The following is a 15,255-nucleotide window of genomic DNA, read 5'->3' on the forward strand; positions in this document are numbered from 1 at the left end:
AATTTTGGAATTAGATTCCTTATACGAAGAAAGAAAAACTCCCGCCGGCTTTTTGGTAAAAGTCCGTTTGGGGAAAATGACGTACGTAGTTTTTACGTCCAAGGGGCCCGAGGTCCCGAAAGGTGCCAGAAACCAATCGATCGTGGTCCCGGTTCCTAGAATTGCATTTTTAGGAGAGGATTTTGACCTCTCACATTTTAGGTTGGGCGATCTCAGTTTTGTGAATGTGAAGCAGGGGAAATTGGTTATTCCTTACCAACATTCCAGTTCCGGAAATGAGGTCCGGACCATCTTTTTGAACAGCGGAAGCGACTGCGATATTCTCCCGGTAATCATCTATCATTATGACAGGATTGATAGTCTTCTTCGCGCGCGGGATCAGGGGGTCGAAATGCACCACCTGGTTTTGGACGAAGAATTCCCTCGCCAGGAATTGGTTGCCCTGAAGATCAGATTCCCTTCCTTAAATATGTTGATCATCAAGAGGAAGGTGGCCCAGAAAATTGGGACGGCTGACGAAAGGCAAAGTCCTGGAAAAGAGGAGTTAGAAAAAAGCCTTAGGGCAGACTCGAATATCGTGGATTTCAATAAGGTCCGGGCTACCGACTTATTGGAAAAAGGGAATCTGAATATGCATTCCAAGAACCCGGTATTTTTAGCTAGGGTTCATCTTCGAAAAATGGAATTGGAAAAAGTAAAACAGCTACTTCTAGAGTTCACCTTGAAATCGGAAGAGGTTGCCTTTATTCGAACTTTCTTGGATGTGATGATCCGAAATGATGATGAGAAAGAAGAGTTAAAAGGCTGGGCCCCTAAATTAAAAAATTTAGATGAAGGCTTCCGTCTTGCGGGTTTAATTTTAGAAACTAGGGAAGAAGAGTTCGAGGCAGAACTGGATAAAGGATTTTCCAAAGACATCGCTAGTATGGTTTATGCACTTTTGGAAAAAGAACAAGACCGTGCCGAGACCAAAGAACAGGAAATTGTGCTTTGGGAATGGAAACTCAGGGCCAAAAGATTATTCCGGAAGATTGCCTAAAAACCTAGAAAAACGGTAAAAAAAGCTTCCATTTCCCTGAAAAATGGTTAAAAATGGGCTATATTACTATGTTTTTTCGAATGAGACATAATTTTTTGGCACAGTTCTTGCTTATTGCCGCCTTGGCTTTGGGCTCGAGTTCTGCCTTTGCAAATGAGGCGTCCGACGTAGATGCTTCTGAGCAATTTATGTCCGAGGCTCAAGAGTCAATTTCGGAAGAACTAAAATCTATCTATCAAGAAGAAGTGGATCAAATTTTATCCGAAGGGATTTCTTATTCGGAAGAAGAGAGGAACTCGGACTTTCCTGATCTAGATTCTTTACTTACCGATGATCATTCCGGATCCAGGATCGCAAAATCTTCCGGACCTAAAAAAACTGAGAGAGAAAATATTTCTCTTTCTGGCGTGAACCGGAAAGACCAAAGGATCGGGATCGAAAAAAACGCGAATTCAATTTGGGCGGCCTTTGGTTGCTTAGCCGGATCCGAAAATCTTCTTAGCCTAAGAAATTTTATCGAGCAGAATGGAGGGGGGTTCCTTCCACTTAAATCTTCCAAAAATGATGAAGTGCAAAAATCCGATATGGCCAGAGGCCTCGGCTATCAATCTAGGAATTTTATAATCTCGGTTTCCTGTGGATTGGAAAATCTCGCTACTTGGGCCATGGGCCAGCATTGGGTAGAAGGGGATTCTCTGGAAAATGATCAAAAACTCGATTTCCTTGCAGGAGTTCCTGCCATCCAGCTCTCACAGGTGGAATTCTCGGCCTACGGTAAGTCGAAGCTGAGAACAGTCCATTTAGGGGCAAATACTCTTGAAAGATCTGCAATCCACTCGGTAAGCTCGAGACTCGCTAAAATTGGCGGAGTAGAAGAGGGCGGGCTGTCCATTATTCTCCCAAGAGTTTCGAAAGTCGAAGGATACAGTGAGCAGGGAGATTTTGCAAAATTCGGGAGAGGTATAAGCCAAGAAATCGGAGAGGCCTCTTGTTCCTCAGGTGAGTATAAATTTTCTTCTGGTCGTCCGACCCCTGAAATTCTAACATAACAAAATATGGCCATTAAGATCAAACGAACCTCTTTTCAGAGGCTTTTGAATGCGATGAAAAAAGTCACAAGTGAAGTGAATGATCATGAAATTCTTCGCAGACTAGAGACTTTAATGGTCACAAGCAAAGAAGATTTAAATCAAGCAACCGTCCGATCTCTTCTGGAAAATCCTTTGGACTTCGATCCGAAATCAGTTCCCGAGCCTTATGCACAATATGTTCGTCACTTCGTATACATGGTGAAGAGAAACAAGAAGATGGGACTGGACGTGAATTTTGATGCAAGCTCCATCGATTCTAAAAAAGAGAAAAAGAAGTTAGTCGCTTCTTCAAAAAAATCAATTTCCGCTAAAAAAACCGCCCCCGCACGCAAAAGAGCTTAATTCCATCAAAACTCCCTGTGCTGCCCACAGGGGAAAATGCAAAGTCCTGACAACGGCGCCAACATGGTTTAAATGCCCGTAATTCGGCGCATACGATAGAAAAACGGCAGACTGCGCCCAGGATCGGGCTTTAGGGGCCGGAATTTCGACAAATAGCTAAATGCCTATTATTAAGCAATCCAAGTAAGGTAACTGCCTTTGAGATATGGCCTCTTCGATGCCGGGTCGAAGCAGGCCTTCTGCCCGCAAAGCTCAGATTCTCTCTACGTAAAAAATTCATCTCGGCGTCGAATGGCCTTGAACTCGGTGGGATAGCACCTGTCCATCCAGAAGAATTTTGCTATTGGAAGAGCTGCCCAGAATAGGGCACCCAGATTTGATAGCAAATGAGGGGTCGGAGCAGGTATTTTGAAGAATATTGGCTTTCTGCTCAGAAATTTCAAGCCCATTGAGAGTTTCTTGCACGAGGGCGCTTTTAGGCCCCAGGACGGGCGTAAAACAAGATAGTTTGAGGAAGTTCCTGTGGGAAGGCCATCCTTAAGAAGGTCCAATTTAGGCCCAGAATAGGGCGTTAGCTGGGCAATTAGCGAATTAAAGGGAAAATTGAAATACTTGGTTTGGCTTCAATCGCTTAAGGATTCCAGCGGTTATTAGTATATAAAACCTCCTTAAATAAGTGTCATAATGTCATGTGTATCTATTTTTCATTCCTATGTACAAATGGCAGCCTCAGAGTTAGTTTCTGGTTGCGAAAGCTGGCCCCATCGTAGATCCTCAACGAATGGCCGAAGTTATCAAATTAAGAGTTAAATGCCATGCCTGCTCAAATTTAATCGAAGGTTCGGCAAAGTATGGGGGCGGACATTATGTCCCAGAAGGCGTAAATTTCGAATTTGTCGCGATTGGGAAGGTGGAAACTCCTAAGGGAAAGAGGGTAAAAGCTGAAATTACGGCTGATTGCCCTAATTGCGGAGTCCGTTGTAAATGGACCATATAACTGCTTAATAATAATCTTTATTTTTACGATTATTCGATTGATAGTACTCATATTTTAGATTAAATTTAATCTTTTTGTATAATGCTTAAAATTAAGTAAATGAATTTCATCACTCCAATCTTTTTTCTCTTTTTTCTGCTTATATTTAGTCTAAGATGGGCTATTTCGTGTTTCCCTACTGTCCCAATATGGGTTTTAAGATTAATTCTTCTTTCCGGAAGTTATTTTTTCTATATGTCTTGGAATCCAAAATTCGGGGCCCTTTTATTAGGGACGACTCTACTGGATTTTTGGATCGGAAGATGGATGGAGAGCCGAGAGGGTAAGACAAGGGTTCTTCTTCTTTGCATTTCTCTCTTTGTGAATCTAGGGGTTCTGGCCTTTTTTAAATATTTTATTTTTCTTATGGAGTCTGGAAATGCCCTATTTTCGGCATTTGGGCTAAATTTGACTTTTCCTGTATGGCGCATTGTGCTTCCCGTAGGGATCTCTTTTTACACTTTTCAGTCTCTAAGTTATACGATTGATGTGTTTCGGAGAGAAATTCAAGCGGAGAAGAACTTTTGGAATTATGCATTATTCCTTTCTTTCTTTCCTCAGCTAGTTGCGGGACCTATCGTTCCGGCTAAGACATTTTTGCCTCAACTGAGGTCTTGGAGCAATTGGCAGGAACTCCCTCTTAAAGAAGGTATTGTACTCGTTTTGATCGGGATTTGGAAGAAGGCTGTTTTAGCCGATCAAGTATCCTTTCTTTCGGATTCTTTTTATCTTTCTCCGGACTCTTATTCTACTGCCTATGCTTGGGCGGCAGTTTTTGCATATTCTTTGCAGATTTACTGTGATTTTAGCGGATATACTGATATTGCTTTAGGTTGCGCTCTTTTATTGGGGTTTAGGTTAACTGAAAATTTCAGGATGCCTTATATCGCCTCCAGTTTTTCGGACTTTTGGAGAAGATGGCATATCTCTCTATCTTCGTGGTTGAAAAATTATTTGTACATTCCTCTGGGTGGAAATCGAAGATCAGAAGTTAGGACATATATTAACTTATTTGTAACGATGTTGCTTGGCGGCCTTTGGCATGGTGCGAGTTGGAATTTTGTGATCTGGGGAGGTTTTCACGGGATTTTTTTGGCAGTAGAAAGATTCGGAGCTCGATTTCTTTCTGTTCCTTTTTTCAAAAATGAGAAGATCTTCTCTTTCGGAAAATTCTCTTATCGTTTGATCGTTATTCTTGCGGTTATTCTTTGTTGGGTGTTTTTTAGATCTCCTGATTGGAATACAACTGGAATCGTTTTTCAAAAATTATTTAGTCTTTCTTCCGGAGCAGATCCTTCGTTTTCTTCTTTGAGAAATCTTTTCTCAACGTTTGCTCTTTTTTTTATAGCAACTTGGATCGGGAATAAGGATGAGGCTTCAGGTTCTTTTCGGAAATTTTATGAAAATTTACATCCGGTTTTGTTCGGAATAATAATCGGTATTGGCTTGGTATTTGCTGTGGTACTTTCTTCCGACTCTCAACCTTTTATCTATTTTGTTTTTTGAATCGGCCTTTGTAGATAATCTCTGATCTTATCCGTTTCTTCATACACCCAGATCTTTCCGTTTCCGGAGCTACATTCTAAGATCCTAGATGGTTCTCCATAAAATGATTTTACTCTAGATTCTCCTAAGCCGTCCGGTAATACTGCGACTGGGCCTTCTGGAGGAAATAAAAACCATTCTTTGTTGGAAACTGAATAAGATCCTTCTAGTGTGCTGAAATCTATCGGATAAGCTAAGACTCTTTTTTCTGAATAAGTCAGGATACGTTTCGCTTTTCTGGATTCGGATAGAACGAAAACGAAAGAATCTTTCTCTTTCCATTCATCCACACAAATGGTTTCTTCCGGTTGGATGGTTTGAGTCCAACTTCTGATATTTGTAGGAGGTTCTACAAATGCGCTTAGGATCCCCAAACTTAAAATAAGTCCTAAAAGTGCAAAATTTCTGGAGTGACCTAAGTAGGTCGGATTTTTGACGGAAGGTAAAATCCCGAAGAATATTGGTACGAATACGAAAGCAGGAATACTGTATTTTAGGGCGTTTTCACTGGAATATAGCCCGAATAAAGGAGGTAAAAAGCATAGGCTGAGTTGAAAATACCCTAGAAATCCGTAGCTATGCCCTGATTCTTTTCCTTTTCTCAGGCATAATATCCCGCCTAAAATCGCAAATAATAGGAAGATCGCTGAGAGCTTTAAGCTTAATATCCCGGTTATTAGGTCGTTTCCCCAATTAGATAAAGATTCAAGAGTAGGTATTTTGTTCGGAGAATTGACCGTTAAAAATACTTTTACTAGGGACTGAAGCCCTAAACCGATAAGCCCTGTTGCAAAAAATCGGATCGATATCAGTGGGAAAGAAATTCCCCATCTTCCGTATCTTCTCGCCCATGCCAAGACTGCCGGAAGATATAACTCTAAGATCAAAATTCGGTCCGAAAGTGTAAGGATCGAGAGTAACGGGAAAACGGAATATTTCGGTACCTTCTCCCTTTTCAAATATGGCCAGATCCATAGTGTAGCTAAGAAGGCGCTGATATGAACGGAAGGGAAATATAAATAGTATAGCATCGGGAACTTATCCGCGATCAAGAGTAACGAGGAAACAGTTAGTAAGCTCAGGCTATAACTATGGGTATAATGCATCTTTGGTTCCAGGACTCGGATAAATTTTCCGAGTAGGAATGTTAAGAGTGATGTTTGGAGTATTGCATACAGTAACAATGCTCGAAATACATTCTCGGTGATACTTCCGAATAGAAATATTACCGGAAGGTCCGGAAAAAAATACGGGGTTGGAGCGAAGGACCAGGTCCTTAAGGAACCTCCATCTCTGATTACGTCGATTAAGACGGATGGTAAATATAAGGCGTCAGAATTCCAAAAAATTTCTTTGGGCGAGGAAAGTAGGGAGAATATAAGTGAGCAGAGGAAGATTATAATCGAAGTCCAAAGCCAAACCACTCTGGAATCCTGGCGAATGGCTCATCCTGGGTAAAGTAGAAAACTAAACAATTTCTGGACAAAGAGGCATTTGCATCCAGTTTATGGTGCTAAAAACGAATGCAGTCTTCATCAAAACATCGTTACAAAATAACTATTTTACTTTCTATCACTCTCTCCGTTTTTCTGTCGGACTTCCTTCTTTTTAGATATTCGTTTTGGGAATTGCCGAACGAATCCTCCTGGGGTGCTGATTTTTTTTATAATTTCCTGAATGAAGTAAAGGTCCACGAACGATCTCAAAAGAAAAAATTCAGGGTAGTCGCTATCGGCTCAAGCGTTGCCGGGTATTCTTTTAATCCTCAAGGTGTGGAAGAAGAACTCCGTAAGATCACAAATAAAGACGTCGAAGTGATCCTACTTTCTTATGCGGGAATGCCGCCTCTAGATGCGTATTTAATGCGGAAAAAAATCCTAAGTTTATCCCCGGATCTAGTAGTATATCCGATCAATTTTGTGGATTGGAGATTATATCGAGCTTATGTTTTAGATCCGAAAAACGGTAAAAACGAAACGATGGAAGAAGGGAAACTGATCTTAGATGCATTGGATCTAAGGGATGCTCCTCAATCTAAAGTCATTTTTCCTTTTGAGACTTTTTTGGAATTTTGGGATCTACTCGGTTTCAATAAAAATGCGGAGTATCTGACTGCTTCTCTTTTCGGCTTTTATCAATATAAGGAAATTTATTGGAAGATCACTTCTGCTTTGTGGGAACATCGTTTCGGCAGAAATACGAAGTATGGAGAATACAATGGTGTCCAAATTCCGGAACGAGTCACTTTTAGAGGTTGGACCGGAAAATCTTTCTCTTTTCTGCCTAGATCCTATATGGCAAAGAAAGGTTTTTATATTCAGGTAGTAGAAGAGATCCTGAGAGAAGGAAAATTGATCGTATCTCTTCGAAATTCTTCCGGTAAAACTCAAGACATAGAGTTCTCAAGTCCTGGCTGGAAGAAGATCGTATTGAACCCTGCATTTTTGGATCTTCCAAATAAAAATAATGATCACCCGGAAATGGTCCAAGCGGAACTTTCCCAAACTTGGGTTCCTTATTTTGCAGGACCCGAGCATAAAGATTGGTCTAGAGATGAACTTGGAGTAAGGCTTCAGCAGATTTTTGGAATGGAAGACGAACTCCCCAGTCTAGATCGTCAGCCGGTAAGAGAGGAGAGGATAGAAGATCTTCGCTATTCTAAAATGTCGGAAAAGGAATACGAAGAATACTTTTACTTTCGAATGTTAACCGACTTGAAAAAAAGGCCCGGCCTCGGATACATCCAGGTGCTCGCGGATTCCAAAAAAAGGATCGCTAAAGAGAAGTTCCATCCGGCTCTACATTTTCGTTATATGAAACAACTGATAGGTTATTTTAAGGAGAAAGATTTACCTGTTCTTCTGATCAATAATCCTGAAAATCCTATCACTCTTTCTTGGTATGAGGGTTCGGATTGGTATAAGGACCATATCTCTTACCTAAAGGATATTACCGGAGCAGGGAATCATTTTGTGGATTTCAGTCGAGAGCTGCCTTCCCAAGACTTTTGGGATTTTCATCACCTTACTTTCCAAGGTTCCAAAAAGATGAATTCTAAATACGCAGTCGCCATATCTAAATTTGTCGAATGACATTCCATGGACTTGGAAAAAAATAGATAAAAAGAACGAATGTGGACTCTAAAGTCCAGGAGCGGTTGAATAAGTTTCTATGAGCAAAATTAACGTAGCTGTTTTGGGAGCCACAGGCTCCGTCGGGCAAAGATTCATCCAACTTTTGGAGGATCATCCTTATTTCCAGGTAACCCATTTATGTGCATCTGAGAATAGCGCTGGCAAAACATATGCGGAAGTTATGAAGAAACGTTGGAAGATCTCCAGTGATATTCCTAAATACGCTCGAGACATAATGATCACGTTGCCTGATCCAAAAGTGACCCAAGGTGTGAAACTAGCATTTTCCGGCTTGGACGCTTCGATCGCGGGAGAAGTGGAAACTTCTTTTGCTGAAGCTGGCATTCATATTATTTCGAATTCTAAAAATCATAGAATGGTGGAGAATGTTCCTCTTCTTTCTGCGGAAGTGAACGCAAACCATTTGGATGTTCTCTCAAGTCAAAAAACTCCGGGAAAGATCGTTACAAATTCGAATTGTACGATCATGGGAGTTACAATCTCTTTAAAACCTCTGCTCGAAAAATTCGGGATCGAGTCCGTTATGTTATTCTCCATGCAAGCGATCTCAGGAGGAGGTTATCCTGGAGTTCCTAGCATGGATATTCTAGGTAACGTGGTTCCTTTCATCGGGGGAGAAGAAGATAAGGCAGAGATCGAACCTCTAAAATGTTTAGGAAAGGCAGAAGGTGGGAAGATCGTGAATGCGGATTTCAAAATTTCCGCTCATTGTAATCGAGTTCCTGTGTTCGATGGCCACACGGTTTGTGTTTCCGTGAAATTCAAGAAGAAGGTGAGCGAATCCGAAATTCTAGAGGCTTGGTCTTCTTTTAAGGGAGAACCTCAAGAATTAAAATTGCCTTTAGCTCCGGAAATTCCAATTCTTTATCGTCAAGAAGAAGACAGACCCCAACCTCGCTTGGACCTGGATACAGGAAAAAGTATGACTACAGTTGTCGGAAGACTCAGACCGGATCCGATTTTAGATTGGAAATACGTGGTCCTAAGTCATAATACGGTCCGTGGGGCTGCCGGTGCCGCGATTTTAAACGCGGAATTAATGTATCGGAAAAACCTACTCTAGTCGAAGAGGATGACTCATGCTGGATCCCCAATCTCCGGAACTCAAGGTAGCTGATTATAACTCGACGTTACAGTTGACCCAAGCTCTAGAGGCCCGTGGGGATTTCCAGTACAAGGGAATTCATAAATTAGTCCTGATCGTAGGCGATTGGACTGAAAAATACGTAGCAAATAAGATCCTACCAAGCACAGAGCAGCTTGCGAGAGAACTTACCTTGGATAAAGAAAGGGTAAGCGCTTACCTCAAGGAAATGACCGCGCGTCATAATCCTCCATTGGTAAAAAAAATCTGCATGGTCGATTATAATCCGACGGGAGATTCTTCCGATGGTAGGATCACTTCTTTCTTAAGATTGATCACTGTATTCGCCAGGCCTTCTCAGACGGATGCCGGTTCTAGCCATAGATATGTGGATGGAGTCAATCAAACTTCATTTAGTTCTATCCAGAGATGGGTGAAAGAGAAGAGGCAATTCCCTGGAAAGGAAAACTTCCAGAAATGGATCTTTGATTGTATAGATAATAACAAACTTAGTGAGACTTATGCTTCTTCTGAGATCGGGAACCTTTTCCAGGACGGTTTCGACGTAACTCCCGTTTTGAAACAAACCACGATCAATATTCATCTAAAGCCGGTACTTAAAAAACTCGTGGATGCTCGCACTTTGTATTTTTATAGGAACGAGAATGCTTTAAGTCCAGGAAATCGTTCCGTCTTTTATTATAATGCTCATGACGAGATCATCGCGAGATTGGAATCTTATAAAAGATATCTAACAGAGAAGATCATTCCGGAATTACAGAGGATTGGTGTCCTTGGGAATTTTTCGGAACAGGACCTTCAAAATACTCGCTCAATCGCAAACCAGGTACTTCCTTTTTTAAGTCCTGCCTACGGAGATCAAAAAACTGCCGTAGAAGAACTTCTTTCTTTGATCCATTTCGAAGAAGAAGAAAAAGAGAAAAAAGAAAAAGAAGAGAAGAAGGCAAAACTTTCGGAATTATTAGATTATATAAAATCCGCGAACCGTCTAGTGGATTTGAATTACCTTCGTTTTAGAGGTGAGCCGATCGAAGAAGAGATCAGGAATTTGATCGTGAATCATGATATGATCTTAAGCGCGGAATTTGCCGACAAGAAAGGCATGTATATTTTCGTTTTGCATAAGGAATGTGTTAACGGCGCGGTAGAAACTGCAAAGCGTGTTTTTGCGGCGACTGGGAACGATAGCGAGATCCGAGTTTTAGCGAAAATGAATATTCGTGACCTGATGGAATCCAGAGAGGCTAGTTCTCAGTTCGAAAAATTAGAATATTCTTCCTTATTTAAATATCTTCCGTTTGTTACCCGATTCTTCCGATCTCTTTTCGGGAATAATGTGGTCCATAGGTTCGAAGCAGAAGAGATCCGTGCGCGACTCGCTGCGGAACAGAATAAAAAAGTCCTAGAAGCCAAAACTAAAGCAGCTCAGGAAGAGAAAGTAAAACTCGCCGAAAGAAGGATCAAGGATCGTGAAGTTGCGGAGGCCACTGCAAAAGCACGTGCTGCGGCTGCGGTTGCAAATTCGGACTCTGGGCCTTCTTCTTCCAGAAGTTCCGGAATGACCTCGGAACAAGAAGCAGAAATTAAACGTACTCTTTCTTCCGTTTTGGATGTTCTGGATCATGCTTGGGGGCACGACGAGCTTCCTGATAGAGATTATCTTTTGCAGTCATTAGGCGGAGATATGGATGAAAATACGCTCATCAACTTCCTGAAAAAGAATGCAAAAAAGGAAATCCATTCCTTTATGGTAAGAAATCAGGAAGAACAATATTCTTTTCCGATACTTGTTTCTAGAAGGTTTTTAAAAAAGAACGGCAAAGCTCTTTTGGATAAGGCTAAGAAGATCGTAGACGAACAGAAAAATGCCGGCATGCCGGAGCAGGAAAAGTTCGATTTTTATATTTCTTTGGAAGATTTTTTGAATAGGACCCTTCCTAAGATCTAAACGAATTAATTTTGTATCTTATATTAAATAAAACGTATATACATGAAGAGTGAATTAGTTAATTTCAGAAAGACTAAAATTATCTGTACGATCGGCCCCGCTACCGCCGATAAAAAAATGATCCAATCCTTGGCCGAGGCTGGGATGAATATCGCACGTTTGAACATGTCTCATGGAAATCATGACTTCCATAGGTCAATAATTCGAGCTATTAAATCCCTGAATAAAGATGTTTTAAAACATCCGATCGCGATCTTATTGGATACCCAAGGACCTGAGATCCGTACAGGGGATCTGCAAGTGGATCATCTCGATTTGAAAGTAGGGGAATCTTTTACTTTTCATATTATTCCTGGAGAAGAATCGGAAGAACAATCCGTTTTCGTGAACTATCGAGATATAGTAAAAGATCTGAAGATCGGAGATAGAGTAACCGTTGATAACGGTTTGATCAATCTTGTAGTCGAAGAGATCCAAGAAACTGCTTTAAAATGTAAGGTAGTCGACGGGGGAAAATTAGGTTCTCGTAAACATATTAATCTTCCTGGTATCCGAGTGAACTTGCCTTCCATTACTCAAAAAGATCAGAAGGATATTCTATTCGGATTGGAAGAAGATGTGGATTTTATCGCTCTTTCGTTCGTCCGCTCCGCAGAAGATATTCATCAACTTCGCAAAATTATCGAAGAGAATAATGGTCATACGGATATCATCGCAAAGATCGAGGATCAAGAAGCCGTTAAAAACATGGTGGAAATTGTAGAAGCCGCCGACGGAGTTATGGTTGCTCGAGGAGATTTGGGAGTTGAACTACCGATTGAAGAACTTCCTTTGATCCAACGCGCCATTATTCGAGAATGTGCGATCAAGGGTAAACGTGTAATCGTAGCGACTCACTTATTGGAATCGATGATCAATAATCCTTCTCCTACTCGTGCCGAAGTGACTGACGTCGCAAACGCAGTCTTTGAGGAAGCAGACGCGATTATGTTGTCTGGAGAAACTGCTGCAGGAAAATTCCCGGTTCGATGCGTAGATATGCTGCATAAGATTTCCGAGCGTGTGGAAAAAGCGCCTGGGCTTGGATACGTTTTGGAAAGAGTTCCTTCCAACAAGAAAGAAGAAATGGCAAGATCTGCGGCTATGCTCTCGGATTCCATCAAGTCACCCGCGATTATTGTGATTACGAGAAGGGGAACTACCGCTTTAAATGTGGCGTCTTTTCATCCTAGATTTCCTCTGATCTATGCCTTTACTAATATGACCACGGTTCGCCGAAAACTTTGGCTGACTCGAAGCGTAATTCCTTACCGAATCGATTTTTCTAGCGATCCGGAAAAGACGATTAAACTCGCGATTGAAACTTTGAAATCAAGTGGAAGAGTTAAGGATGGGGACCAGGTGGTGATCCTTTCGGATATTATTGCGGGTGCGGATCGCGTAGAGACCATCCAGATCCGAGAAGTCAAGTAAGGGGTGGAAGGAACTCCTTACTAATCTGCGATGTCCGGGGCATCCGGATTGAGTAAATTTAATATCCACTCTTGCAGACCGAGGCTTTGAAAAGCCTCGATTACCATTCCAGTATAGCTAATTGAAGATTGGAGCCTCTCGAAATTGATTCGAACCTGTAGCCTTTTTATTTGAAGGTATAGCTTGAGTTCTTCCTTGCTCATTTCGGAGGGATCTTTCCAGGGGATGTAATCTTCTCCGGAGAGTGGGTTTAACTTGAATGGAAGATCTTCTTTCTTTGAGCTGCCCATAGAGGGGAGTTCCTGCCATTAGGCCTTTAGTTTTCTGACAAGGGCCAGAACGCCTAAAAGTGAAATAAAGAGGCAAAGTCCTCCGGTGCCTAAAGCAGCCATAAGGGGATCACCTCCGAATTGTCGCTGTAGAAAAAGAAAGAAAGCAGCTAGAAAAAATAGAACACTTAAACAAATGAAAAATAATGCGATCCTGAAGAATATATAGGCTTGTATACCTATTACAATCTTTTCAGTTGCAACTTTTTTCGCGTAGAGAAGAAGGGTCTCAAAGTATTCTAAGATTGAATTGATAAATGCGAGCAGGTGTTCCTTCATTTCAAAATTTGAAAAGGCGGAATTTGCCTGCTCTTCGGTGTTTCCGTTTGGAAACTCTTCGGAATCCTTTTTCTTTGCAGCCAATTTGGGTTATGATTTCCGTTTTACTTTCTTCTACCGAGAAGCATTCCTATAACAACGCCAATGCCGACACCAACGCCTAAGCCGATCAAGGTTGCCTTTTGAGGATTTTCTTTGATATAAGTTCCAGTTTGGTCGATGATTTGCTTAGCCTTTTCGCTAGTTTCACCAGTAACTTGCTTTAATTTTTCTTTTAAATCAGATACGTGTTCCAAGTATTCCTCCCGAGCCTTTCCGGTAATTTTTTTGGCCTTATCTTTTAAAATTTGGAGTTCCTCGCTTAGACTATCACCTTTAGACATAAGAACGCCCTCCAATTACTTTTATGTTCTATAGCTTGCCAATTTCAAGAATTTTACATCTTGAAATCATTCTATTGTAAAAATTAAGGGCTTTAAATTTGACTGTGGTGGAAAATATATCGATATATTAGGTCTAACTGCAAAACGGCCAAGAATTTAAAGCGAAAACCATCCAATCTATTTAAAGGGATTATTTCAGGAGGATGGCATGAATTTGATATCTAAAATAGCTAAAATAAGAAGAACTCAAAAACAAAGAATTTATAATAGAGCCTATCGCCAGGCTCTAAAACATCTGAAGCGGGAATTTAAGGCTGAGGCGGATCGTCACGCTCAGGCAGAAAAGGAGCTTGAGAAATATTATCGAAAGGATGTTGATAGCGAGGCAAAAAAGACCCGTAAAAAAATACAAGAGTTGGAGAATTATAAACTTCTTCTGGAAAGGAAAGAAATGGAGATAGAGTCCAAACTTGCCTTTTTGAATGACCAACTACACAAAATAGAAGAGCTAAAGGCCAGAATGGATGGCGCAGTCAACTTGATGGCGAGAGCAGGTTCGTTATCAAACGGCGCAATTGATGATGCTGAGAAGATCAAACAAGCTTTGAAAAAGGTACTGTAATCCTAACCCTATATGAATGGGCCGATTCCCATATCTATTGAAAAGATGAGGCAGGAACTCCCTCCTTTATGGAAAGTAGACTCATCAACGGAAATTCCGAAGATTGTAAGAGTTTATAAACTTTCTAGATACCTGGATGGGTTACATATTGTGACTGAGCTTGCAATATTGGCAAACGAATTAGATCACCATCCTGATATTGCCCTTTCTTATGGGTCTGTTGAAGTAAATTTATATACTCATAACGTACGTGGGCTTTCAAGCTATGATCTAAAATTTGCGATTTCAGCAGAAGAGCGATTGAAAAGCAGGTATGAATAAAATTGCTAAGCTATCTTAGGTCCATTTCGATTTCTTATTTTGGGAGAAGAAGTCTTCGTAATTTTATATTCTAGGATCCATAACTCTCTAGAAAATGTATTCAATTTGAAGTTTGAATGTATAGCCGCCTTGATCTGCCAGATTACTTTTTGATCAAAGCCATCCTTATTGTTTTTATACTCTTCTATCATAAAAGCGAAGAGATAGCACATGGAGACACCGTGACTTAAGGCAAGGCCTCGTAGCTGAGCCCATTCCGAAGTTGTTGGTCTTGCGTTAAATTTTATATATTTTCTTTCCTTAGTTTTTCCACGCATTCTCTGATATTTGGTATTTGCTGATTCTTTATTGATCCGATTCCCTGTTTGTAAAATTCTACGTTGCGATTTTAGAGTTTTTCTGAGAAGAGATGTTGCTCCATTCGAACGAACATATTTGGCCAGATGTGGAGGAACAAGTAACGTAGAAACTTGCCGTTTCTTCTTTTGGTTCGATTCTAAGGATATATTTTGCGAGAAGGATCTGTGAAATGTAGGTTTTAGTTTTTCCATACAAGAAACGGGTCTTGCAACAATATGGATGGTTAA

General features: G+C 40.9%; 16 protein-coding genes. 11 read left to right on the top strand and 5 right to left on the bottom strand.

Going from position 1 to position 15,255, the window contains the following annotated elements:
- Window positions 1-4: 4 nt before the first annotated feature.
- From EHQ64_RS17960 to EHQ64_RS17980, 5 genes are all read left to right on the top strand, one after another.
- A complete protein-coding gene (locus tag EHQ64_RS17960; protein WP_135651170.1) occupies window positions 5-1,039 on the top strand; it encodes a hypothetical protein in 1,035 nt (344 codons plus the stop codon).
- A 95-nt stretch (window positions 1,040-1,134) separates the two neighbouring features.
- Window positions 1,135-2,088: a hypothetical protein gene (locus EHQ64_RS17965; protein ID WP_135651171.1), complete on the top strand. Its 954-nt coding sequence runs from the start codon at window positions 1,135-1,137 to the stop codon at window positions 2,086-2,088.
- A gap of 6 nt (window positions 2,089-2,094) precedes the next feature.
- Complete coding sequence (locus tag EHQ64_RS17970; RefSeq protein WP_210410883.1) at window positions 2,095-2,472, top strand: phosphatidylinositol phospholipase; 378 nt, start codon at window positions 2,095-2,097, stop codon at window positions 2,470-2,472.
- Between the two features lie 781 nt (window positions 2,473-3,253).
- On the top strand, window positions 3,254-3,469 hold the full coding sequence (locus EHQ64_RS17975) for a hypothetical protein (protein WP_086445707.1): 216 nt from the start codon (window positions 3,254-3,256) through the stop codon (window positions 3,467-3,469).
- Window positions 3,470-3,568: 99 nt separating this feature from the next.
- A complete protein-coding gene (locus EHQ64_RS17980; RefSeq protein WP_135651173.1) occupies window positions 3,569-5,014 on the top strand; it encodes an MBOAT family O-acyltransferase in 1,446 nt (481 codons plus the stop codon).
- Here EHQ64_RS17980 and EHQ64_RS17985 read toward each other — a convergent pair.
- Window positions 4,999-6,477: a hypothetical protein gene (locus EHQ64_RS17985; RefSeq protein ID WP_210410884.1), complete on the bottom strand. Its 1,479-nt coding sequence runs from the start codon at window positions 6,475-6,477 to the stop codon at window positions 4,999-5,001. The genes EHQ64_RS17980 and EHQ64_RS17985 overlap by 16 nt on opposite strands.
- A gap of 99 nt (window positions 6,478-6,576) precedes the next feature.
- On the opposite strand from EHQ64_RS17985, the gene EHQ64_RS17990 reads away from it, so the two are divergent.
- From EHQ64_RS17990 to pyk, 4 genes are all read left to right on the top strand, one after another.
- Complete coding sequence (locus EHQ64_RS17990; RefSeq protein ID WP_135651174.1) at window positions 6,577-8,145, top strand: hypothetical protein; 1,569 nt, start codon at window positions 6,577-6,579, stop codon at window positions 8,143-8,145.
- A gap of 79 nt (window positions 8,146-8,224) precedes the next feature.
- Window positions 8,225-9,271, top strand: coding sequence for an aspartate-semialdehyde dehydrogenase (gene asd, locus EHQ64_RS17995; RefSeq protein WP_135651175.1), 1,047 nt, complete (start codon window positions 8,225-8,227; stop codon window positions 9,269-9,271).
- A gap of 16 nt (window positions 9,272-9,287) precedes the next feature.
- Complete coding sequence (locus tag EHQ64_RS18000; RefSeq protein WP_135651176.1) at window positions 9,288-11,261, top strand: hypothetical protein; 1,974 nt, start codon at window positions 9,288-9,290, stop codon at window positions 11,259-11,261.
- Window positions 11,262-11,303: 42 nt separating this feature from the next.
- Window positions 11,304-12,734, top strand: a complete 1,431-nt coding sequence (gene pyk / locus EHQ64_RS18005) for a pyruvate kinase (RefSeq protein WP_135651177.1) — start codon at window positions 11,304-11,306, stop codon at window positions 12,732-12,734.
- Window positions 12,735-12,754: 20 nt separating this feature from the next.
- On the opposite strand, the gene EHQ64_RS18010 is transcribed toward pyk, so the two are convergent.
- From EHQ64_RS18010 to EHQ64_RS18020, 3 genes are read right to left on the bottom strand one after another with little or no spacing between them, the layout of a single operon-like run.
- On the bottom strand, window positions 12,755-13,024 hold the full coding sequence (locus tag EHQ64_RS18010; RefSeq protein WP_135651178.1) for a hypothetical protein: 270 nt from the start codon (window positions 13,022-13,024) through the stop codon (window positions 12,755-12,757).
- An 18-nt stretch (window positions 13,025-13,042) separates the two neighbouring features.
- Entirely contained in the window at window positions 13,043-13,426 is a 384-nt protein-coding gene (locus EHQ64_RS18015; RefSeq protein WP_135651179.1) for an LBF_4227 family protein, read from the bottom strand.
- Between the two features lie 20 nt (window positions 13,427-13,446).
- A complete protein-coding gene (locus EHQ64_RS18020) occupies window positions 13,447-13,725 on the bottom strand; it encodes a DUF883 family protein (protein ID WP_135651180.1) in 279 nt (92 codons plus the stop codon).
- Window positions 13,726-13,933: 208 nt separating this feature from the next.
- On the opposite strand from EHQ64_RS18020, the gene EHQ64_RS18025 reads away from it, so the two are divergent.
- Together EHQ64_RS18025 and EHQ64_RS18030 are read left to right on the top strand one after the other, a co-directional pair.
- On the top strand, window positions 13,934-14,347 hold the full coding sequence (locus EHQ64_RS18025; RefSeq protein WP_135651181.1) for a TraB/GumN family protein: 414 nt from the start codon (window positions 13,934-13,936) through the stop codon (window positions 14,345-14,347).
- A gap of 12 nt (window positions 14,348-14,359) precedes the next feature.
- Window positions 14,360-14,668 carry a 4a-hydroxytetrahydrobiopterin dehydratase gene (locus tag EHQ64_RS18030; protein ID WP_135651182.1) on the top strand — a complete coding sequence of 103 codons (309 nt, stop codon included), beginning with the start codon at window positions 14,360-14,362 and terminating at the stop codon, window positions 14,666-14,668.
- Between the two features lie 5 nt (window positions 14,669-14,673).
- Here EHQ64_RS18030 and EHQ64_RS18035 read toward each other — a convergent pair whose 3' ends face one another.
- Window positions 14,674-15,219, bottom strand: coding sequence for a DUF1564 family protein (locus EHQ64_RS18035; protein ID WP_135651183.1), 546 nt, complete (start codon window positions 15,217-15,219; stop codon window positions 14,674-14,676).
- Window positions 15,220-15,255 lie beyond the last annotated feature (36 nt).

The organism is Leptospira sarikeiensis (assembly GCF_004769615.1).
Taxonomy (GTDB): domain Bacteria; phylum Spirochaetota; class Leptospiria; order Leptospirales; family Leptospiraceae; genus Leptospira_B; species Leptospira_B sarikeiensis.

Bases quoted from the DNA above. Each gene is read 5' to 3' on its own strand.
- EHQ64_RS18025 (WP_135651181.1), top strand. From the start codon at position 13,934: ATGAATTTGATATCTAAAATAGCTAAAATAAGAAGAACTCAAAAACAA.
- EHQ64_RS18035 (WP_135651183.1), bottom strand. From the start codon at position 15,219: ATGGAAAAACTAAAACCTACATTTCACAGATCCTTCTCGCAAAATATA.
- EHQ64_RS17970 (WP_210410883.1), top strand. From the start codon at position 2,095: ATGGCCATTAAGATCAAACGAACCTCTTTTCAGAGGCTTTTGAATGCG.
- EHQ64_RS17990 (WP_135651174.1), top strand. From the start codon at position 6,577: ATGCAGTCTTCATCAAAACATCGTTACAAAATAACTATTTTACTTTCT.
- EHQ64_RS18030 (WP_135651182.1), top strand. From the start codon at position 14,360: ATGAATGGGCCGATTCCCATATCTATTGAAAAGATGAGGCAGGAACTC.
- EHQ64_RS18010 (WP_135651178.1), bottom strand. From the start codon at position 13,024: ATGGGCAGCTCAAAGAAAGAAGATCTTCCATTCAAGTTAAACCCACTC.
- EHQ64_RS18000 (WP_135651176.1), top strand. From the start codon at position 9,288: ATGCTGGATCCCCAATCTCCGGAACTCAAGGTAGCTGATTATAACTCG.
- EHQ64_RS17975 (WP_086445707.1), top strand. From the start codon at position 3,254: ATGGCCGAAGTTATCAAATTAAGAGTTAAATGCCATGCCTGCTCAAAT.
- asd (WP_135651175.1), top strand. From the start codon at position 8,225: ATGAGCAAAATTAACGTAGCTGTTTTGGGAGCCACAGGCTCCGTCGGG.
- EHQ64_RS18020 (WP_135651180.1), bottom strand. From the start codon at position 13,725: ATGTCTAAAGGTGATAGTCTAAGCGAGGAACTCCAAATTTTAAAAGAT.
- pyk (WP_135651177.1), top strand. From the start codon at position 11,304: ATGAAGAGTGAATTAGTTAATTTCAGAAAGACTAAAATTATCTGTACG.
- EHQ64_RS17980 (WP_135651173.1), top strand. From the start codon at position 3,569: ATGAATTTCATCACTCCAATCTTTTTTCTCTTTTTTCTGCTTATATTT.